The organism is Sorangium sp. So ce726, assembly GCF_051521405.1.
Lineage (GTDB): Bacteria > Myxococcota_A > Polyangia > Polyangiales > Polyangiaceae > Sorangium.
Window position 1 is genome coordinate 7,890,226 of the sequence record NZ_CP150349.1, and the last position, 20,226, is coordinate 7,910,451.

13 protein-coding genes are annotated in these 20,226 nt (G+C 70.6%); 8 read left to right on the forward strand and 5 right to left on the reverse strand.

Going from position 1 to position 20,226, the window contains the following annotated elements; genetic code table 11:
* Nucleotides 1-18: 18 nt before the first annotated feature.
* Entirely contained in the window at nt 19-1,332 is a 1,314-nt protein-coding gene (locus WME79_RS29255; RefSeq protein WP_437521468.1) for an RNA polymerase sigma factor, read from the reverse strand.
* A gap of 426 nt (nt 1,333-1,758) precedes the next feature.
* Here WME79_RS29255 and WME79_RS29260 point away from each other — a divergent pair, with 426 nt between their 5' ends.
* A complete protein-coding gene (locus WME79_RS29260; RefSeq protein ID WP_437521470.1) occupies nt 1,759-2,271 on the forward strand; it encodes a hotdog fold domain-containing protein in 513 nt (170 codons plus the stop codon).
* A 335-nt stretch (nt 2,272-2,606) separates the two neighbouring features.
* The gene (locus WME79_RS29265; RefSeq protein WP_437521473.1) at nt 2,607-4,094 is read left to right on the forward strand and encodes a hypothetical protein; all 1,488 of its coding nucleotides are present in this window, start codon (nt 2,607-2,609) and stop codon (nt 4,092-4,094) included.
* A 73-nt stretch (nt 4,095-4,167) separates the two neighbouring features.
* Here WME79_RS29265 and WME79_RS29270 read toward each other — a convergent pair whose 3' ends face one another.
* A complete protein-coding gene (locus WME79_RS29270; RefSeq protein ID WP_437521475.1) occupies nt 4,168-5,487 on the reverse strand; it encodes a DUF5690 family protein in 1,320 nt (439 codons plus the stop codon).
* An 894-nt stretch (nt 5,488-6,381) separates the two neighbouring features.
* Nucleotides 6,382-7,563 carry a hypothetical protein gene (locus WME79_RS29275; RefSeq protein ID WP_437540118.1) on the reverse strand — a complete coding sequence of 394 codons (1,182 nt, stop codon included), beginning with the start codon at nt 7,561-7,563 and terminating at the stop codon, nt 6,382-6,384.
* A 141-nt stretch (nt 7,564-7,704) separates the two neighbouring features.
* Between WME79_RS29275 and WME79_RS29280 the strand changes: the two genes are divergently transcribed.
* On the forward strand, nt 7,705-8,058 hold the full coding sequence (locus tag WME79_RS29280; RefSeq protein ID WP_437539977.1) for a BON domain-containing protein: 354 nt from the start codon (nt 7,705-7,707) through the stop codon (nt 8,056-8,058).
* A gap of 100 nt (nt 8,059-8,158) precedes the next feature.
* Here the strand turns inward: WME79_RS29280 and WME79_RS29285 are convergent, their stop codons facing one another.
* Nucleotides 8,159-8,743 carry a hypothetical protein gene (locus WME79_RS29285; RefSeq protein ID WP_437521478.1) on the reverse strand — a complete coding sequence of 195 codons (585 nt, stop codon included), beginning with the start codon at nt 8,741-8,743 and terminating at the stop codon, nt 8,159-8,161.
* 369 nt (nt 8,744-9,112) lie between these two features.
* Here WME79_RS29285 and WME79_RS29290 point away from each other — a divergent pair, with 369 nt between their 5' ends.
* From WME79_RS29290 to WME79_RS29310, 5 genes are all read left to right on the forward strand, one after another.
* Nucleotides 9,113-12,703, forward strand: coding sequence for a Kelch repeat-containing protein (locus tag WME79_RS29290; RefSeq protein ID WP_437521481.1), 3,591 nt, complete (start codon nt 9,113-9,115; stop codon nt 12,701-12,703).
* 189 nt (nt 12,704-12,892) lie between these two features.
* A complete protein-coding gene (locus WME79_RS29295; RefSeq protein WP_437521484.1) occupies nt 12,893-14,164 on the forward strand; it encodes a radical SAM protein in 1,272 nt (423 codons plus the stop codon).
* Nucleotides 14,161-15,126 (forward strand): hypothetical protein, encoded by a 966-nt coding sequence (locus tag WME79_RS29300; protein WP_437521487.1) that lies wholly within the window; start codon nt 14,161-14,163, stop codon nt 15,124-15,126. The genes WME79_RS29295 and WME79_RS29300 overlap by 4 nt, the downstream gene beginning before the upstream one ends.
* A 251-nt stretch (nt 15,127-15,377) precedes the next feature.
* The gene (locus tag WME79_RS29305) at nt 15,378-16,247 is read left to right on the forward strand and encodes a glycine zipper family protein (protein WP_437521490.1); all 870 of its coding nucleotides are present in this window, start codon (nt 15,378-15,380) and stop codon (nt 16,245-16,247) included.
* Nucleotides 16,248-16,430: 183 nt separating this feature from the next.
* Nucleotides 16,431-18,644 carry a hypothetical protein gene (locus WME79_RS29310; RefSeq protein WP_437521493.1) on the forward strand — a complete coding sequence of 738 codons (2,214 nt, stop codon included), beginning with the start codon at nt 16,431-16,433 and terminating at the stop codon, nt 18,642-18,644.
* 190 nt (nt 18,645-18,834) lie between these two features.
* Here the strand turns inward: WME79_RS29310 and WME79_RS29315 are convergent, their stop codons facing one another.
* A complete protein-coding gene (locus tag WME79_RS29315; RefSeq protein WP_437521496.1) occupies nt 18,835-20,226 on the reverse strand; it encodes a hypothetical protein in 1,392 nt (463 codons plus the stop codon).

Consider the following 20,226-nt stretch of genomic DNA (forward strand, 5'->3'; position numbering starts at 1 on the left):
CGGCGGCCGGCCGCCCGCTCACCGGCGGTTCAGGATCGTCTCCAGCTCCTTGATCAACCGCGGATCGATCACGGTATCGAGCCGCGCCTCCTCGAGCAGGGCGCGCGCCTCGGGGTAGCGCCTCGCGATCACGAACGCCCGGATCCAGAGCACCTTGCGCTCCGACGCGAAGAGGCTGTTCGGCATCTCGCGCTCGTAGCGCTGGAGCGCCGCGATCGCCCGGTCCGGATCGCGCGCCTGCAGCGCCTCGGTGACCGCGTCGAACAGGGCGATGTCGTGGTTGCTGCCGGGCCCGTCGATCTCGATCTTGAGCTTCTCGATCGTCTCGGCCGCGACCGGCGCCGGCGCGCGCTCCCCCCGGTCGGGCGCCGGCACGCGCGCGCGCCGCTGGGCCGGGGGGCTCCGCCGCGGCGCCTCGACGGGCGCCGGGGCCTCCGGCGGCGCCGGCGGCTCGACGAGCGGCGCCGGCGGCTCGGCGGGCCGGCGCGGCGGCATGGCGGCGACGAGGGCGGGCACGACGTGCCTCACCTCCGGCGGAGGCGGCGGCTCTGGGGCCTGGAGCGCGAGCCAGGCCGCCCCCGTGGCCGCCGCCGCCGTGGCCGCGGCGGGCGCGGCGACGAGGCGCGCGGCGCCCAGGGCCGGCGCCTGGACGAGCTTCACGAGGCCCTTGAGCCACGTCGCGGCGTCGCTCAGCGCCTGGCCGACGCCGCCGACGGCATTCCCGGCGCTGCCCGCCTTGAGCGCCCCCACCGACTCCTGCACGCCGCGGAGGATCGAGACCCGGACGTCGTCGGGCACGCGCGGCGAGATCCGCGCGGTGGCGAGGAGCGCCGCCAGATCCAGGGGCAGCACGAGGCGCGAGCCCTCCCTCTTCCGGTCCTCGCGCCGGCGCTTCACGACGATGTCGTGGAACAGGCGGAGGGCGCGCGCGCGCCACTTGTACGCCGTGGACAGCGGAATGCCGCGCTGCTGCGCGAGATCCGCCATCGGAGTGCTGTGGAGATCGTGCCCGACCAGGATCCAGTGCGCATCGGCGTCGAGCTGTTGCATGAGCTCCAGCACGACGAGCCGCTCCTGATCCGAGATCAGCAGCTCTTCCGAGGTCTTGGCGGGGTCGACGAGGGGAGGGATCTCCTCGTCGGGCAGGAGCTCTTCGTAGCGGTGCTGGGCCTTCTGCAGGTAGTGCGAGGCCGTGTGGACCGTGATCCTGTTCAGCCAGCGCTCGGGCCGGGAGATCTCGGGATTGTATTTGTTGAAGCTCAGGTACGCCGCGAACAGGACCTCCTGCGCGAGGTCCTTGCGATCGCGCAGCGGGACCCCCAGGCCCGTCAACCAGCGCCCTACGAGCGCGGATGTTTTCTCACGAAAGAGAAGCTCGAAAGCGCGCTCTTTCTCGGGTGGACCGCCTTGGCCCGGGCGTCGAGGTCTTGTCATACACAAGTCCAGTTCCGGGCACGGACGCGAGATTGCCGGCCGAGGCAGGCCACGCGCGACGGACGGGGGGCCGGACGGCCGCTCGCGGGCGCCTGGAGGCCGGAAATGCCGCGAAATCCTCGCGAGAACGGGGCGCGCGGGCGCTCCGGTCCCATCCGAATTTCGAATGTCATTCTCAAGTACAATTCATACGGAGAATGAATCGTTCTGCACCCAGGTTGCGGCTCTGAGGAGGCGCCGGGACGCACCGGCTGGCCGGGGATTCCGGGTGCGCCCGCGCGCGACTCGAGGCAGGCTGCCGCCCCCGCCCCGCGGATCCAGCGCATGAAGCTCACCGACTTCTCACTCGCATCGCTCGCGGCGACCTCGCGCCGCAACACCATCCGCGACGTCTGGGACAAGCTGAGCCCCTTGCCAGGGGGCAAGCGCCTGTTCAGCCGGCTCATCGGCTCGATGGCCCCCTACACGGGGACGATCCGCGCCGAGGTCGAGGTCCTCGAGCGCGGCCGCGCGGAGGTGTCGATGCGCGACCGGCCGGGGCTGCGCAACCACCTCCGCTCGGTGCACGCCGTCGCGCTCGTCAACCTCGCCGAGCTCACCGGCAACACGGCGCTGTCTTATGCGCTGCCCGATGATGCCCGGTTCATCGTCGCGGGCCTCTCGATCGAGTACGTGAAGAAGGCCCGCGGGACGATCCGCGCCGTCTGCGAGTGCCCCCTCCCGGAGACCAGCGAGCGCAGGGAGTACGATATCCCGGTGAGCCTGCGCGACGCGACGGGGGCCGAGGTCGCCCGCGCCGTCCTCCGCAGCCTCGTCGGTCCGAAGAAGCAGCCCTGAGCTCGGCGACGCGCCGCCCCCCGGAGCCCCCGGGCGCTCCCGCCCCCTGCATTCCGGCAAAGCTCCACGCGCCGGAGCCTCCCCCTGTACTCCAAAGCCCCCAGCGCTCCGGCGGAGCCCTACGCTCCGGAGCAGCCCTGTGCTCCAAAGCACCTTGTGGTCCGGAGCAATCCTGTGCTTCGGCGCAATCCTGTACCCGCAAGCACACGGGGAGCTCAGCTATCGCCTGACCTCCTTGAAGCGTCTCACCCCGTCCCACATCGAGCCAGAGCGCGGACAGAGGGTTCGAGTCAACACGCTCGACAAAGCGCTTCCAGGGTGTTTCGATTCTTCTCATGAGGAACCGGTCAACGATGGTGGCGCTCGCCGCGACGGGGATCAGCGTGATCTTCGCGGCGTGCGGGGGGTCCGATGGCTCGGTCTCCGCCGGCGGAGCCGGCGGAGCGGGTGCCGGGGCCGGCTCGGGGACAGGCCCGGGGACGGGCTCGGGGAATGGCACGGGGACAGGCGGAGCGACGAGCACCGGATATGGCACCGACGGGCCTGGAGAGATCACCACCGGGCCCAGCAGCGGCGCCGGCGAAGGCGCCGGCGGCGAGGCGTCGTGCGCCGGGGAGACGAAAACGGCGGAGCTCGTGCCGCTCGACCTCTACATCATGCTCGACTCGTCGGGGTCGATGAGAGATCGCCTCGCGACGGGCGGCACCAAGTGGGACGCCGTGACCGACGCGCTCGAGGCCTTCTTCACCGACCCCAAGTCGGAGGGGCTCGGCGTCGGGCTCCAGTACTTCCCTCTGCTGAACGCCGACCTGCCCACGAGCTGCAGGACCAACGAGGAGTGCGGCGTCAGCGGGCCGTGCGCGCTCCGGGCCTGTCGCGACTCGTTCGACGCCCGCACGGGCATCCAGGTCTGCGTCGCCGACGCGGACTGCCCGGACGGCGACGCGTGCATCGACATCGGCGTGTGCTCCCAGAGCAGCAACACCATCTGCGGTGACATCGGCGAGCGCTGTCCCAACCGCGCGGGCACGTGCAACAAGCTGTCCCGGAGCACCTGCGCTCACCCGTACTCGTGCGTCACCGAGGACTACGCGACGCCCGCCGTCTCGATCGCGCCGCTCGACGCCGCCTGGGCCGACGAGCTCATCGGGTCGATCGGCCAGACCTTCCCCGACGGGGGCACGCCCACCGCCGGCGCCCTGTCCGGCGCGATCGCCCAGGCCCAGGCCCACGCCCAGGCGAATCCGACCCACAGGGTCGTCACCGTGCTGGCCACCGACGGGATGCCCACGGAGTGCAATCCCACGTCCGCCGACGGCATCGCGGAGATCGCGGCGGCGGGGCTGAGCGGCTCGCCGAGCATCTCGACCTTCGTCATCGGTGTCTTCGGCAGGGACGACGACGGCGCCCAGGACACGATGAACCGCATCGCCGAGGGCGGCGGGACGACGACGGCCTACTTCATCGACACGAACTCCGACGTCACGCAGGCGTTCCTCGACGCGCTCAGCGAGATCCGCGGGACGAGCCTCGCGTGCGAGTACCAGGTCCCGGCGCCGTCCGCCGGGCAGACGCTCGATTACGGGACGCTCAACGTCCAGCACACGCCGCCGCAGAGCAGCGACCCGTCGACCATCTTCTACGTGGCCAGCGAGGCGCGCTGCGACGCGACCGCCGGCGGCTGGTACTACGACGTCGACCCCACGACCGGCGGCACGCCGACGAAGATCGTGATGTGCCCCGCGACCTGCACCCACTTCCAGGCGGGCGGGCAGGTCCAGCTCCAGGTCGGCTGCAAGACCGAGATCCCGCCGATCAACTGAGCCCTTCCCCCCACGCCCGCCGGCGCCGCGCGCCCCCCATGGCTCGCCCGCGCGGCCGGCGGCGCGCCGCGCGTCAGGCGTCGAGCGCCGCGGGCCGCGCGGCGGCGGACGGTCCGCGGGTGCGCAGCCAGAAGTACGCTCCGGATACAGCGAAGAGGGCCCCGCAAACGAACGCGGTCGCGTAGCTGAAGCCGAGGAAGAACTCGAGCCACGAGCGCTTCGCGTGGCCAAAGCTCTTGTAGAGCAGGAGCGCCACGCTCCCGAGATAGCCGAAGGCGTCGGCCGCGGTGATCAGGAAGCCCGCCGTCGCCACCGAGCCCACGGCCGCGATGAGCCGGTCGAAGAGGACGCAGTTGTACGGGACGTACCCCACATAGAGCCCGAGCCCGACGCTGATCATCCAGGCGACAGGGCCGATGACGCCCGCCTGGTAGAGCGCGGTGCTCAGCCCCGCGAGCGCCGCCCCGGCGATCATGACCCCGTGGATCGCGACGAGCGCCGTGCGGTTGTTGCGGATGCCGATCATCACCGCGACCGAGAGGAGCGCGCCGACGGCCACCGGGATCTCGGCCGTGGTCAGGATGGCCGGCTGGTCGGTGTAGCCGAGGGCGTCCCAGATCTCGCGGGCAAAGTTGTCCCGGAAATCGCGGTAGGCGGTGAGGACGACGTAGCCGAGGACGAGGGTCGCGAGCCCGCCCGCGTTCGCGAGGACGAACGCGCGCCGCGCGGCGCGGTCCATCGGCGCGCGCCGGGTCCGGAGCGCTTCATCGTCCACCGAGGGCGGCGGGATCTGCGCGAGCATCCACACCGAGAGGAGCAGCGGCGGGAAGAAGAGGGCGCCTGTCACCGCGGGCATCCAGACCTCCGGGACCCCCCAGCCGAGCGTGATTTTGCCAACGGTCTTCACGAAGCCGCTCGCGACGATGAAGCTGGCGCAGAGGCCGGCGCCGAGCAGATCGCTCACGCGGCGCCCCTCGAGGAAGCCGAAGACGAGCCCCCAGACCATGCCGAGCGGCAGGCCGTTCAGCACCAGGAAGACGGCGGCGTAGGGTGCCGGGGCGAGCCCGAACAGGATGAGCGCGACCTCGCTCACCCCGATGCACGCGAGGATGGCGAGCGCGCGCCGCTCGGGCGGCATCTCGGAGACGACCTTGATGCCAAGGAACTTGGAGGCGCAGTACCCGAGCACCTGGGCGATGATGTAGAGGCTCTTCAGATCGAGCGCGGGGAGCAGCGGCAGCGCGACCATCCCCTTGAAGGAGCCGACCGCGAACGGCTTGCGGAAGGCGTACATGCAGAAGTAGGTCGCGAACGCGGCGATCACGGCGAAGGCCGTGAACACCGGCGGAGGGGCTCGCTCGAGCCATTTCGTCACGCTTCGCTGGGCCGGCATGGGAGCTCCGAGGAAGGCGCGAGGGTAATCGCGGCCGCGCGGCGCGCGCATGGATTTTCGGTGAGGAGCGGGCCGGGCGACCGCCCGCACACGAACACGCGAACCGCGGATCTCGCCGTGCCCTGCCGAGCGTCCGGCCGGTATACCGCGATGGTCACATTTTTCGCCTTCCGCCCCGCTCTCTTCTCCCGGCTCGTGTCGCGACTCGCCCCTCGTCGCTCCGTTTTTCGGTCCTCGCTCTTCGCCTCTCGCGCCTTTCGTGGGGCGCCCGCGAGCGTGCGGCGTTCGGGGAAGCTCATCGGCAATCGATGAGGCGGGCTCATCCGCGTGGCCATGGTCGAGATCGGATGTCCGGAAGTCAACACCTCGGTGAGCAACGCCGGCGCGCGGCCCGGAAAGTCATGTGAGCTCGTCCGTCGGCTCCCGAGCCACGCTCAGGGGAGGCCCTAAGTCATGATGTCGTCACTGTGGCACAACGTCTCTGTGAGACGCTTTGGTCGCTCCGGCCTGGGGCGCATTGCACCTCGCAGCGGGCCTGACGAGGCGAAATCTCCCTGAAAACGGAGCGAAATACCGCCCTCGCCGTCCTGGAACACCCCTTGCGATGCCGGATCGCGCCGGGGCGTCGGGGCCCTGGATCTTCAGGCCACGCGGCGCCGGACAGGCACGCACGACAGGCGGCTCGATACGGCTGTCTTCTCGCACGCTCGTGCGTCGCCCGAACGTCGCCCGAATGTGGACCGAGCGTCGGCTGGATCACCGGAGAGGAGCGGCCCAGTTTCGCTGCCGTGCCGCTCTCCTCGCAAGAAAGGCGGAGGAGTCATGCCGAATCGTCAGGGATGGATCGACGAGGAACATAACGACGGGCCGGGGCGCGACGACGAGCGTTTTGGGTCAACCCAGGGGCAGCGAGGCGATGAGCGATATCGTGGCGAGCGCGGAGCCAGCGGGGATGCTAGTTACGGGCATCGTGGCAACTACGAGCAAGTCCTCCAGCGAGACGATCGGCGCCATTCCCGCGGAGGTCACGATGATTTCCGCGGTCGCTCCGATCAGCGAGAGTCTGTCGGACGCGGCCACGAGGGCGAGAGCGGCGGCGAGGGCGACCCGAGCTGGCGCGGCCACGGCGGCGAACGCGGCTGGGATGGCCGACAGGATCGCGGCTGGGGGCAGCGCGAAGACGCCCAGCGCCAGGCCTCGGGCGGCCAGCGTGATGACTTCCAGCGAGGAGGTCGCGACGATCTTGACGCCAGGCGCGGCTACGGCGGCGGCCAGGGCGGCTTCGGCGGCGGCCAGGGCGGCTTCGGTGGCGGCCAGGGCGGTCACGGCGGCCAAGGTCACTTCGGCGGCGGCCAGGGCGGCTACGGCGGCCAAGGCGGCTTCGGCGGCGGCCAAGGCGGTTACGGCGGCGGCCAGGGCGGATTCGGCGGCGGCCAGGGCGGCTTCGGTGGCGGCCAGGGCGGCTTCGGTGGACAGAGTCGACTCGGCGGCTACGGCGGAGAGGGATTCGGCAGCGGCCGTGTCGGTTTCGCCGGTGGCCAGGGCGTCTATGGCGATGAGGGCGGACAGGGCCGCTTCGGCGGACAGGGCCGCTTGGGCGAACAGGGTGGCTTCGGCGGACAGGGCCACTTCGGCGGACAGGGTGGCTTCGGTGGCAGCCAGGGCGGTTATGGCGCCGGTCAGGGCCACTTCGGTGGCCAGGGTGGATTCGGCGGCGGCCAGGGCAGCTTCGGTGGCCAGGGTGGATTCGGCGGCGGCCAGGGCAGCTTCGGTGGCCAGGGTGGATTCGGCGGCGGCCAGGGCAGCCAGGGCAGCTTCGGTGGCCAGGGTGGATTCGGCGGCGGCCAGGGCAGTGAGGGCGGCTTCGGAGGCCAGGGTGGATTCGGTGGCCAGGGTGGATCTGGTGGCGGCCAGGGCCGCTTCGGTCGCCCGGGAGGCCTGGACGGAGGCCAGCACGAAGGATACGGAGCCCGCGGCGGCCTCCGGCAGTGGGCCGACGACGAACGCGGCTGGAACGAGCGGCCAGGACAGCAACGCGGGTACGAAGGGCACGAGTCGTCCTCCGGCGGCGATCAAGGCCCTTCCCCCTACGGAGGACAGGGGTTCGCCGGACAGGCCTCAGGCGGCCGCAGCTTCCTCCAGACCGTTCGACAGGGCGGTGGGCTCAGCGGCTCGCGTGGCCGCCCGCCCAAGGGGTACAAGCGCTCGGACGAGCGGATCCGCGAGGATATCTGCGACCAGATCTCCGATCAGCCGGACCTCGACGCGAGCGACGTCGAGGTGAAGGTGCAGAACGGCGAGGTCATCCTCTCCGGGACCGTCCGCGAGCGTCGCTTCAAGCACCAGCTGGAGGTGCTCGCCGAGCGGATCTCGGGCGTGAGCGACGTGCGGAACGAGATCCGACTCTATCGCGAGCAGCAGCAGGGCGAGGCGAGGACGAGCGCGGGGCTGTCGTCGAGCGAGCGCGCCGCCGCGAGCACGACCGGCGTTGCGGCGGGCTCCGCGACCTCCATCGGCGCGACGTCGCCCCCGGAGACAAAGAACAACGAGTCGCGCCGGAACGCCTCCTGAGCTCCGGCGCGAATGGCCGAGGTGGGCGGACCGCCGCGCAGCGGTCGATTGCAGGCCGAGCGCGTGGCCCATGGGGCGGCGGGAGCCGCCCCAGCCACGCCTAGCCGCAACCGCCTTCGTGCTCGCCGCCCCCCTCGGCGTCCCCGCCGCCGCCTTCGTTGCCCCCGCCGCCGCCTTCGTTGGCCCCGCCGCTCCCGTCGCTCTCGTTACCGCAGCTGACCTCCCACAACCCGGTCGGTCCGTCGCAAGTGGCGCTCACTGTGCCGCATTCGAGCTTATAACTGCACGGCCCCACGCCGTAATAGGCACTGCAGTCCGTTCCGTTCTCAGGCACTTCCACCACGGGACACGCGGTGCAGCGCTCGACCCACACGCCGTCGGTACAGACGACGCCGCAGGAGGTGCAGGCGTAGTCGCAAGACTCGCCCTCAACTGCGCAGGGCGCTCCCGGCGGAGCGCCCCCTCCGAAGGAATCACATGCGACGGGGGCGTTGCCACCGGTCGATGCGCTGGACGACGTGGTCTCCTCGGGCGTGTCGCCAGTACCGCTCGATACGCTGGATGACAGGGTCTCGTCGGGCGTGCTGCCCCCCGAACCGCCGCCGGAAGGCGGCTCGACCGCGTCCGAGCAAGCGAACACAGGAACGAGCGCGACGGGAATGAGCCATCGGATAAAGGTCTTCATGCCGCCCCCTCAGCAACGGATGTGCCAGCACAACAGCGGATTTTTGAGCGCGAAACGATGATGTGCGCCAGAGTGAGCCGCACCCCATTCCGTCATCGGCACACAGGCATGGCGCATCCTGTGCCTCGCCCCCGCGCATCCGGACCGCGGCGCAAACGTGGGAGAACTCGACGCCGTGCCCCGTACGCCGGTCCTCGGCGCGCAGGACGCTGAATGCTCGCGCCACCGTAGGCAACGGAAGGCGGCGGAGGCCATCAGGACATGCGATCGATCGGAAGGCTAGGGAGCGCCGCTGCCTGCGGGTTCGTGACGCTGTGCGCGGGCGTTGCGTCGGCAGCCAGCGCGCCGTCGTGGGAGAGCGTGCCGCCCATGATCACCCCGCGGGGCGAGCATACGGCCACGGTGCTCCAGGACGGCAGGGTGCTCGTCGCGGGTGGATACCCGGAGCTGGACAGACCACCGCTCACGAACAGCGAGGCGACGAGCCTCCAGGCAGTCGAGATCTACGACCCGGCGACCAGGACATGGACGCCGGCGGCGCCGCTCCTCCAGGCCCGCAGCGGACACGCGGCCGTCCTTCTGCCAGACGGCCATGTCCTCGTGGCCGGCGGCAGGACGAGGAACGCAGCGGCGCTGGGAACGTCCCTGCCTTCGGCCGAGATCTACGACCCGATGAGCGACACCTGGACGCCTGCAGGATCGCTGTCGATACCCCATCCCGCGCCCTCGATGATGCTCGCCGGCGGCAGACCGGTGCTCTTCGGCCAGGGCTGGGACTACGCGGATCGCAATATGGACGGCGTGGCCGAGCTGCGCTATTACATGAATTCGGCCATCTACAACCCGGAGTCGCGCGGCTGGACGGAATTGCCGTTCTGCAAATCCGTGGACCGGTACACGACGTACGGGCCCAATCCCCTGAGCGCAACGCTGCTCCAGGACGGCCGGGTCATGGTGACCGGAGCCGGCTGCAGCCTCTATGATCTGGAGACCCAGATCTGGACCTGGGAGAACGGGGCCGTAAGGCCGACGACCGAATACGAGGCTCCCAGCGCGACGACGCTCCCGGGCGGCGGGGTCCTGGTCCTGGGAGGCATCTCCGCCGGTCCGGGCCCGGCTGATCCTGCCTTCTCGCAGGTCTATTTCCCGCAGGACGATCGATGGGCGCCGACTTCCGGGTCGTATGCTCCGGCCTCGACGCCGTGCGCTGCGGGCAGCTCGGGCAGCCAGGGAATGCGCACATCGCTGCTCCCGAGCGGAAAGGTGCTGCTCACGGGAGGTGTGGAGCCCTGTTTTGCGCAGGGGACGACAGACCTCATCTTTCCCTTCCACGCGACCCGGGCGATCTTCGACGAGGCGACGCTCTCCTGGTCGAGCCTCGCGCTGGAGCCGCCCGCCACCATGGCGCGCGCCCACCATTCGTCGACGCGGCTCAACGACGGGAGCGTGCTGATCGCCGGCGGTTACATCGATGCCTCGACCGCGACGGCATCGGCGGTGCTCTTCCGCGAGCGCTCGCAGCTCGGCGCGGCCTGCGAGACGGACAGCGACTGCGGGAGCGGCTCCTGCGCGGATTCGGTCTGCTGCGACGCGCCCTGCGCCGGGCCTTGCGACGCCTGCGCGGCGGCCTCGGGAGCGTCGCAGGATGGCGCCTGCACCCCGCTCTCCGGCGTCGCCTGCGACGACGCGGACGCGTGCGTCGTCGGAGGTGTTTGCGAGGCGGGCGCGTGCGTCGACGGCGCGGCTGCGCCGGACGGGACCCCGTGCAGCGACGGCGACGTCTGCTCGGCGGCGAGCGCGTGCGTAGGAGGCGCCTGTACGGGGTCGAGCCTCGCGGTGTGCTTGCCCGTCGATGACTGCCATGAAGCGCCGGTGTGTGACCCCGCGGCGGGGTGTGCGGCGCCCGCGTCCGCGAAGCCGGACGGTACGCCCTGCGACTTCGCCGGTTCCGCAGAGGGTTGGGAGGCGACGGGGCGGATGGGCGTCCTCCTCAACCAGCCTGCGGCCACCCTGCTCCAGGATGGAACGCTGCTCATGATCGGGTTCGGCGAGACAGGCAATCCGCCGCAGGCGGGCAGTGTCTGGCTCCGCTACGACCCGAGCACGGGCTCGTGGCAGCCCCCCGAGAAGCTGGACGGGCTGAAGCTGCCGTCGAGGCTCGCATCGCTTCCTGACGGGACGGCCCTGGGGCTCCCCGATCGCCCGCGCCGGCGCCCCTCGCCGACGATGCGATTCGACCCTGAGGCGGGCGTGTGGACGCCGGCTGCGACCAGCATCGGGCCGCGCCTTATGGCCCGCGCGACGATCACGCCGCTCGCAGACGGCCGGCTACTCGTCGCCGGCGGCGACAACATCATCGACGCCGGCGGAGAAATGGTCGAGATCTACGACTCCGTCACGAACACGTGGACCCAGGCGGCGCCCATGAACGTCCCGCGAAGCCTCGCCACGGCGACATTGCTGCAGGACGGCAGGGTCCTCGTCGCGGGCGGAGACGAGGATTCCCCGGAGGTGAGCGCGGAGATCTACGACGCGGCGACCAACACGTGGACGCGCGTCGCCTCGATGCACTGGAGCCGCCACCAGCACGCGGCAACGCGGCTTCTGGACGGCCGGGTGCTCGTCGTCGGGGGACGAGGAGGGAGCAGCAGAAGCAACACGGAGATGGCCGAGATCTACGATCCGGCGAGCGACACCTGGACCTCGACGAGAGAGACGGTCGAGCCACGGAACTCCCCCAGCGCGGCGCTCCTCCCCGATGGCAGGGTCCTGGTGACGGGCCTCCCGTCCGCATCCAGAGCCAATGACGGTGCCTTCACGGCCGAGATCTACGACCCAGCGAGCGACACCTGGACGCTCGCGCCGGCGCTGGACGTGAGGGATCAGAGCGCCGTGATGGAGCGGCTCCACGACGGCCGTATCCTGATCGCCGGCGGCGGTACGACGTATCAACGTCTCGACAATGCGTGGCTCTATGTCACAGCGCAGCCGGCGTCGCCCGGGATGTGCCAGAGTGGCGCCTGCGTGCCGGGCGGAGGCGGGAGCGAGAGCGCTGGCGCGGGGGGCGGCAGCGACGGCGTCGGCGGCAGCACCACGGGCGAAGGCGGCGGGGCCGTGAGCGGCAGCGGCGGTGCAGACGGCACGGCGGCGGGCGGCCACGGCGGCGGCGACACCAGCAGTGGCATCGGCGGCGCCGCCAGCAACGGCGTAGGCGGCGGCGACACCAGTAGTGGCATCGGAGGCGCCAGCAACGGCGTAGGCGGCGGCGACACCAGCAGTGGCATCGGCGGCGCCGCCAGCAGCGGTGTCGGTGGTCATCCGGACGGCGGCGGCGGCGATGCCAGCAGTGGCATCGGTGGCAATGCCAGCAGTGGCATCGGTGGCGACGCCAGCGCCGGTGTCGGTGGCAATCCAGGCGGCGGCGATACCAGCAGTGGCATCGGTGGCAACGCCAGCAGCGGCATCGGCGGCGCCGGTGTCGGTGGCAATCCAGGCGGCGGCGACACCAGCAGTGGCATCGGCGGCGGCGCCAGCAGCGGTGTCGGTGGTCATCCGGACGGCGGCGGCGGCGATGCCAGCAGTGGTGTTGGTGGCAATCCAGGCGCCGGCGGCGGCGACGCTGGCAGTGGCACCGGTGGCAACGCAGGCGGCGGAACCAGCGGCGGGGACAACGGGGGCGCTGGCGGCACGGCCGCAGGCGGCAACGGCGGTGACGCCAGCCATCAAGGAGGCGCCACATCCACCACGACCAGCGCGGGCGGAGATGACCCCACGACCACCGGCGCCAGCACGACGGGCACGCAGAGCAGCAGTGGAGGCGATCTCCCGAGCGCAGCAGGGGGCTGCGCCTGCCGCACGGCGAATGGCCCGCAAGAGACACCGGCCTGGCTGCTCGCCCTCGGAGCGCTCGCCGCCGCGCGGCTGCGCCGGCGCCTCGTAAGGCCCCGCCGCAACGCCTAAGTTCTCGAGAGCACGTCTGCCAATCGCCCCCCCTGGCTCGTCACCACGCTCGCGGATCATTTCGTCCTCGCAAGAGCCAGGGGCGTGGCGAGGGCCGATCTCGGGCACGCGCCCGCAGGGTCGTGAGCCTCGCGTCGGCCCCCTCGAGTCCGGTTGACTCGACTCTGTGACTCATCGACCATGTCGTCCATGGTCCCCTTCGTTGCCTTCATTCCCCTGTCGAACTGGCTGCGGGGCTTCGACCGCTACGGGATGCGTTACTCGAAGGCGTTGATCCGCGAATCGACCTTCCCGGACGCTTTCTACATGATGAAGGAAGACGAGCCCTTTGCGCCCGGGCTCGAGAAGGCGCGGAGGCTCGTGACGAGGCTCGGGCGGCCGAAGGATCGCGTCGTGGCGCTGCGGGCGCGGCTCCCCGTCGGGCCCGACGCGATGCGCCCGAACGACGTGACGGGCACGGGCATCGGCTGGCGCTGGCCGTCGAGCGAGATCCCCTTGAGCGGCGTGGCGTGGGTCGATGCGCATGGCGCCCTCGTGCCCACCCGGCACGAGGAGATCACCGCGGAGGCCTTTCGCCTCGATGGCGCCGGCCTCATCGACTGGGCGAGTTGCCGGCCGCGGAGCATCTCGGTGCTGCCCGTCGCGAATGCTTGCCAGGCGCATTGCGCATTCTGCTTCTCGAAGGCGAGCGTCTCCGATCTCGCGCGCCAGCGGGGCGCCACGCTGGAGCGCTACCTCGACTGGGCGAAGCGCGCGAAGGAGCGCGGCGCCGAGCGCGCCGTCATCACCGGCGGCGGCGAGCCGACGTTGCTCGAGCCCGAACGACTCCGCGCGCTCGTTCGTGGCCTCTCCGAGCTCTTCCCGAGGTCCCTCCTCATCACGAACGGCGCGCGCCTCGACCTCGCGCAGGTCGAAGAGCTCCGGGACGCAGGGCTCACCACCCTCGCGGTGAGCCGACACGGCGTGACGCGCGAAGACGACGCGCGCATCATGGGAATCGAGGTCGACTCCGGCGCGCTGGGGAGCGCGGCGGGCCTTCGCACGCGGGCCATTTGCGTCCTCCAGCGCGGCGGCGTCGATGACGCCGCGAAGGTGCGCGCCTACCTCGAACGGAGCGCCGAAGAGGGGTTTCAGGAGGTGTGCTTCAAGGAGCTCTACATCTCGAGCCTCTCGGAGAACCCGTGGGCGCCGAGCGCGGCCAACCGGTATTGCGAGGCAAACCAGGTACCCCTCTCGCTCGTGCTCCACACGCTCGCGGACCTCGGCTTCGAGAGATGCGCTGAGCTCCCCTGGGGGAGCCCGGTGTTCGAAGGAACCATGGGCGGCCGCATGCTCCGCGTGGCCGCCTACACCGAGCCATCGGTCGGCTGGGAACGGACTCATGGTCTCGTCCGCTCGTGGAACGTGATGGCTGACGGGTCTTGCCTCGCCTCCCTGGAAGATCCGAGCTCCACCTTATGAAGCACGAAGCATTTCTCGCGCGCCGCGCGGAGCTCAGGGCCACGCGTCCTTCGCTCGTCGATCTCTCGGAGCTCAACGTTTACCGGAGCCTCGCGCGTTTCTTCCCGGCCATCGCGCCCTCGACCCACCCGGAGGCGTCGTATCGCTGTCACCTCGCGGAGCGGTTCCTCGCGCACCTCGAGCTACCGCAGGCATTCAAGCCGCGCACGCAGGTCAGCCACGGTATCCGTCGCTCGCTTCGCGCGTTGTTCGAGCTCCTCGCGAAGCGGGACGCGCGCGTCGGTGTCCCCGCCGACGTCTACCCCGTCTACCAGCAGCTCGCGGCCGAGGCGGGAGCGACCCTCGTCCCGTGGAATGCGCGCCTCGGGTTACCTGTCCTCGACGAGCTCGACGCGGTGTTGATCTGCGAGCCCCTCAAGCCGTGGGGCTCGCACCTGTCGCCTCTCGAAGCGGCCCAGCTCCGGCGCTGGGCGCGCGCGGACGAGCGGCGGATGCTGATCCTCGATTCGGCCTATGCGACGCCGCCGACAGAGCAGGCGCGGGCGCTGCTCGACGACGAGAGCGCGATTCTCCTCGCCTCGCTGTCGAAGGGCTGGCTCATCCCGGATCACGCGGGGCTCTGCATCGTGCCCGAGCGTTTTCAGAAGGAGGCGCGGGACGCCTTCGCGAAGCTGCCGAAGGACGAGCCGCGGGTCCAAATCGGGTACGCGGCGCTCACCGAACATGCCTCGCGCCCGCGGGAGGTCGGCGCGATCTTGAGCGACCGCGCGCGCAGGCTCGACGCGCTGACGAGCGCGAGGCCCGATCTGAAAGCCTCCCGGTGCAGCGGCTACTTCGCGATCTCGGCGAGGTCGTTCGGCGAATTGCTGGAGCTCGGGATCCTCGGCGTGCCTGCGCCGGTCTTCGGCGGTCCCGAGGACCTCAGCGTGCTCTCGAGCCTCGAAAGCCAAGAAGCTCGCTGAGCCACGGCGCTCGGTGCATGAACACTTATTGAGTTGGCGTCGCCTTTTCATGAGGGGCTGATCGCATCTTGGTTGTGCGATCCCGGTAGGCCTCCTGTAGGGCACCTCGCGACAGGCGCCAGTCCGTGCCTGTCAAGTCTTTTCGGCAACATCCTGTGCGACCGAATTTGGCCCCATCCCTCCCCTCCTTGTGATCCTATCGGAGACACCTGTCGCGGGCGCCGCATCCTGCGCCCTGCCCGCGTCTGCCTATGGCCGAGGTGCTCGCCGCATCGCTCGCGTTCCCTGCCGTGATCTTCACGGTCGCGCTCGCGCTCGCGCTCATCTACTGGCTCTTCGTCCTCCTGGGCGCGGTCGACCTCGATCTGCTCGGCGGCGCCCATGGCGACGCGGCGCCCCACCTCGGCGGGCTCGAAGGCGCTGCCAAGGGCGCCCTTGAAGGCGCCGTCAAGGGCTCGCTCGAAGGCGCCGCCAAGGGTTCGCTCGAAGGGGCTGCCAAGGGCACGGCGGACGGGGCCGACGGCGCGGAGGATGCCGGCTCGCTCCTCGCCGCGCTCCAGCTCCACCGCGTGCCGGCGACCGTGTCGCTCACGCTGATCGCGGCGTTCGGCTGGTTCACGAGCGCCCTGTCGACGGTGCTCGTCGAGCCGCTCTGGCTCGGCTCGGGGCTGCCTCACTGGACGCTCGGCGCCGCGGTGCTCGCCGGCTCGCTCGTCGTGGCAGTGCTCTCGACCTCGCTCGCGGTACGGCCGCTCGGCCCCCTGTTCGTGACCCGGCACGCCCAGTCGAAGAAGGATCTCGTGGGCCGCGTGTGCGTCATCTCCACCGGGCGCGTCGACGACCGCTTCGGTCAGGCGACGATCGACGAGGGCGGGGCGAGCCACATCCTCGACGTCCGATGCGACACGCCCGGCGCGCTCCGCCGGGGCGACCGCGCGCTGCTCGTGAGCTGGGACCCGGACCGAGAGGTCTTCAGCGTCGAGCCGCTCGACGCCCTCCTGGGCCCTCCCCCTCCCCTGGCGGAGCGGGGTGCGTCCCGCGTGGAAGCACGCCCGGCCGATGTCGAGGAGGACGACGCGCCCGCGGCGCGCGCAGCGGACGAGCGGCAGCGCCGCAGCTGAACGCCGGCGCGGGCGCCGCGGCTGAACACCGCTGTCGGGCGGGCGGTTTCGTGTACGCTCGTCCCCGAGGGGGCGTCATTCGGCCCCCGACCCGGCTCTGAGCGGGCCTGGGCGTCCGACCCTCACCGACGCAAACGCGGGGGCCGGCGCTCTCCCCTCCACCGAAACGCGAAGGAGCTCCGCGTGCCCCCTGTGACCGTCCCCCTAGTCATCGTCCTCGTCGGCGTCCTCGCCTTCGTCGCCCTCGGGATGCTGGTGATGTACGCCAAGTTCTACCGCCAGGTGGATCAGGGCAAGGCGCTGATCATCAACACGAGAGGGCAGGACCCCATCGTCACCTTCACAGGGACGCTGGTGCTGCCGATCATCCACCGCGCCGAGTACATGGATATCTCGGTCAAGACGATCGAGATCGACCGGCGCGGCAAGGAAGGCCTCATCTGCAAGGACAACATCCGCGCGGACATCAAGGTCACCTTCTTCGTGCAGGTGAACAAGACGCAGGACGACGTGCGCACGGTCGGGCGGACCATCGGCTGCGCCCGCGCGTCGAACCCGGAGACGCTCGAGCAGCTCTTCGCCGCGAAGTTCTCCGAGGCGCTCAAGACGGTCGGCAAGCGCCTGAACTTCGAGGACCTCTACAAGGAGCGTCAGAAGTTCAAGGACGACATCATCGACGTCATCGGCAAGGACCTGAGCGGGTTCGTGCTGGCCGACGCGGCGATCGATTACCTGGAGCAGACGCCCATCGAGCTGCTCGACAAGGACAACATCATGGATGCCGAGGGCATCCGGAAGATCACCGAGCTCACGGTCGCGCAGAACGTGCTGACGAACGAGCTCCGCCAGAAGGAGCGGATGGAGATCGGCAGCCAGAACCTGAACTCCGACGAGGCCATCTTCCGCTTCGAGCAGCGCCGGGCCGAGGCCGAGGCGAAGAAGGCCAAGGAGATCGCGGTGGCGCAGGCGCGCGAGCAGAACGAGGCCGCGCGCATCCTGAGCGACGAGCGCAAGAAGACGGTGCTCCTCCAGGAGAAGAACGATGAGGAGGCCTTCGTCGCCCGCGAGGCGAAGGAGCGCGGCGTCTCGGTCGCCCAGAAGAACAAGGAGCGGGAGGTCGCGGTCGAGACCGAGCGCGTCGAGAAGGCGCGTCAGCTCGAGATCGTGAGCCGCGAGCGCGATGTGACGCTCCAGCAGATCGCGCGCGAGAAGGAGCTCGAGGTCCAGAGGAAGGACATCGCCGACGTGGTCCGGGCGCGGATCGCGGTCGAGAAGACGGTGGCCGAGGAGGAGGAGCGCATCAAGGACGTGCGCGCTGTGGCCGAGGCGACGCGCCTCAAGGACGTGACGCGCATCAACGCGGAGGCCGAGGCGCAGGAGCAGCTCGTCAAGCAGCTCAAGGGCGCCGAGGCGAGCGAGGAGGCGGCGAAGTTCCGGGCGCGGGAGAAGCTCATCACGGCCGACGCCGAGCTCGAGGCGAGCGACAAGGCGGCGCGCGCGAAGATCCGCCTCGCCGAGGGCCACCAGGCCGAGTCCGCGGCCGAGGGGCTGGCGCGCATCCGGGTGAAGGAGGCCGACGCGCAGGCGATCGAGAAGCAGGGCTTCGCCGAGGCGCGCGTGGCGCTCGAGAAGATGAACGCCGCCGCCGCCGGCGAGGAGAAGCAGGGCCTCGCGCGGGTGATGGTCAAGGAGGCCGAGGCGATGGCGATCGAGAAGCAGGGGCGCGCCGAGGCGACGGTCGCGAAGGAGCGGCTCCTCGCCGAGGCGGCGGGCATCGAGCAGAAGGGGCTCGCGGTCGCGCGGACGCGCGAGGCCGAGGCGCTCGCCCTGGAGAAGACGGGCCTCGCCGAGGCGACCGCGATCAAGCAGCGGCTCCTGGCCGAGGCGGCCGGCACGGCGGAGAAGGCGGCGGCGATGAAGGCGCTCGACGGCGTCGGGCGCGAGCACGAGGAGTTCCGCCTCCGGCTCGAGAAGGAGCGGGCGGTGGAGCTCGAGTCGCTGCGCATCCGGGCCGAGATCGCCAAGGCGCAGGCCGAGATCCTGCACGGGGCGTTCGAGCACGCGAAGATCAACATCGTCGGCGGCGACGGGGCGTTCTTCGATCGCTTCGTCAAGGCGGTCACCCTGGGCCAGTCGCTCGACGGGCTTGTCGACCAGAGCGCGACGGTGCGCGCCCTGGCCGGCGACTACCTGAACGGCAACGCGAGCGTCACGGAGGACCTGAAGCAGCTCGTCACGCCCGGAGGAAAGCCCTCGGACGGCACGCTTTCAGGGCTCTTGACGTCGCTCCTGCCGAGCGCCGACGCCGACGGGAAGAAGAAGATCGAGGCGCTGGCCCAGAAGGCGCGTGAGCTCGGCATCGACGAGCTCGTAAAGTCCCGCCCCCCTCGCGCCTGAGCGGCGCTCTCCCGCTTCGGATACGGGCCCATCTCGACGTTTTCGGTGCTCGGCGTACTTGAGTACGCCTGCGCGCCGAAAACGCCGATCTGGGCCCGTCTCCTGTGCGGGAGAGCACCGCTCGGAGACGGTGAGATGCTCGGGAGTCGTCGATCGCTACCGATCTCCCGAGGTCATCGAGCCATGATCGCTACTGCTTCCTCGTCACGTGGATCACGGCGGCGAGGCACATCTCGTCGAGGGTGCTCTCGCCGAGGTGCACGTCCACCGGCGCGGGGAGGTGCTGCTCCTTGAGCGCCTTCGCGAGGAATGGATTGCTGTTCGAGTTGTCGTACGTGCAGCGCATCGTCAGCAGATCGCCGCCGCGGAGGCGCGGGAGCTGCTCGATGGGAGCGTCGTAGTAGAACCCGCGCTGCCACGAGAAGTCCCACCTCGGCGTCTGCACCAGGCACTGGTCCTCAGGCGCGCCGGCGGCGCCCTCCTCGCGCTCGAGGGTGACCTTCATGTCCGTGCCGACATAGTGCATGTGCGTGCCGGCGCCATAGAGGTACGTCTCCGAGAGAGACACCGCAGCGGGCAGCCTGAACTGCATGGTCTCGACATGATCCGGCACCCCGGCGGGGATCATGAACTCCACGCCATCCGCGTCGTTCGGCCCGGGGAGGAGGCCGCGCCCCTGGGCGAAGGGAGACTCGAAGTTGCCGATCAGCGCGATACCCATGAGCCACTCCGGCACGCCCTGGGTGAAGCGCAGCTGGAGGCGCGTCGCGTCGGGCTCGGCGGTCGTCCCGGCCGGGTGATAGTGGACCTGCATCACCAGCCGCGCCCCCGCGGGGAGCTCAGCGCCGATGTTCGGTTCGAGCTCGATGGGGACGCCCCCCGGCGCCCACGCGGCGACGAGCTCGCCCGAGAACCCGGGGCCGCCAAAGCAGTCGTATCCGCCGTGCTCATCCACGAGCGCATCGGTCGCGCCATCCTTGTCGATGAACACGAGCGCGTGGTGCACGACCTTGCGGTTGCCCGGCATGAGGTGCACGCCGTTGATGTACCGCGCCTCCGTGAGCCCAGGATCCATCACGAAACACCGGAACTGGTCGGCATCGCCGCTCGCGATGAACGGCTCCTTCGGCGCGACCTCCAGCTCGACGCCGGGCAGCCCCGGCGCCTCGGCGACGAACGGGGGCGGCGCGTCCGCCGGATCCCCCTCGGGAGCGCCCGAGGCGGCCCACGCCTCGAAGACCGCTATCTCCTCCTCCGTCAACCGGAGATCGTCCTTCCAGCTGTGAGGAGGCTGGCACTCGTCCGTCTCCATCGCACCCCACGGCGGCATCGTGCGCTCTCGCGCCGAGCGCGCGAGCAGGCTGGCCACGCTGTGCGCAGCGTCGTACGCCGTCAGGCTGAACGGGGCGATGTTGCCGGGAGAATGGCAGCTCATGCAGTGCTTCTGCAGCAGCGGCTCGACGTCTCGATGGAACGTCGGAGATGCCGCCGTGGAGCCCGGCGCTTCCTCACCGGAGCACCCGAGAAGGAACCCCGGAAGGAGCACAAGCAACGTGAGCACGCCAGATGTCGAATTTCGCAT

Excerpts from the sequence above, each read along its gene's own strand:
- WME79_RS29260 (WP_437521470.1), top strand. The coding sequence starts at position 1,759 with ATGAAGCTCACCGACTTCTCACTCGCATCGCTCGCGGCGACCTCGCGC.
- WME79_RS29265 (WP_437521473.1), top strand. The coding sequence starts at position 2,607 with ATGAGGAACCGGTCAACGATGGTGGCGCTCGCCGCGACGGGGATCAGC.
- WME79_RS29270 (WP_437521475.1), bottom strand. The coding sequence starts at position 5,487 with ATGCCGGCCCAGCGAAGCGTGACGAAATGGCTCGAGCGAGCCCCTCCG.
- WME79_RS29285 (WP_437521478.1), bottom strand. The coding sequence starts at position 8,743 with ATGAAGACCTTTATCCGATGGCTCATTCCCGTCGCGCTCGTTCCTGTG.
- WME79_RS29290 (WP_437521481.1), top strand. The coding sequence starts at position 9,113 with ATGATCACCCCGCGGGGCGAGCATACGGCCACGGTGCTCCAGGACGGC.
- WME79_RS29295 (WP_437521484.1), top strand. The coding sequence starts at position 12,893 with ATGGTCCCCTTCGTTGCCTTCATTCCCCTGTCGAACTGGCTGCGGGGC.
- WME79_RS29300 (WP_437521487.1), top strand. The coding sequence starts at position 14,161 with ATGAAGCACGAAGCATTTCTCGCGCGCCGCGCGGAGCTCAGGGCCACG.
- WME79_RS29305 (WP_437521490.1), top strand. The coding sequence starts at position 15,378 with ATGGCCGAGGTGCTCGCCGCATCGCTCGCGTTCCCTGCCGTGATCTTC.
- WME79_RS29315 (WP_437521496.1), bottom strand. The coding sequence starts at position 20,226 with ATGCGAAATTCGACATCTGGCGTGCTCACGTTGCTTGTGCTCCTTCCG.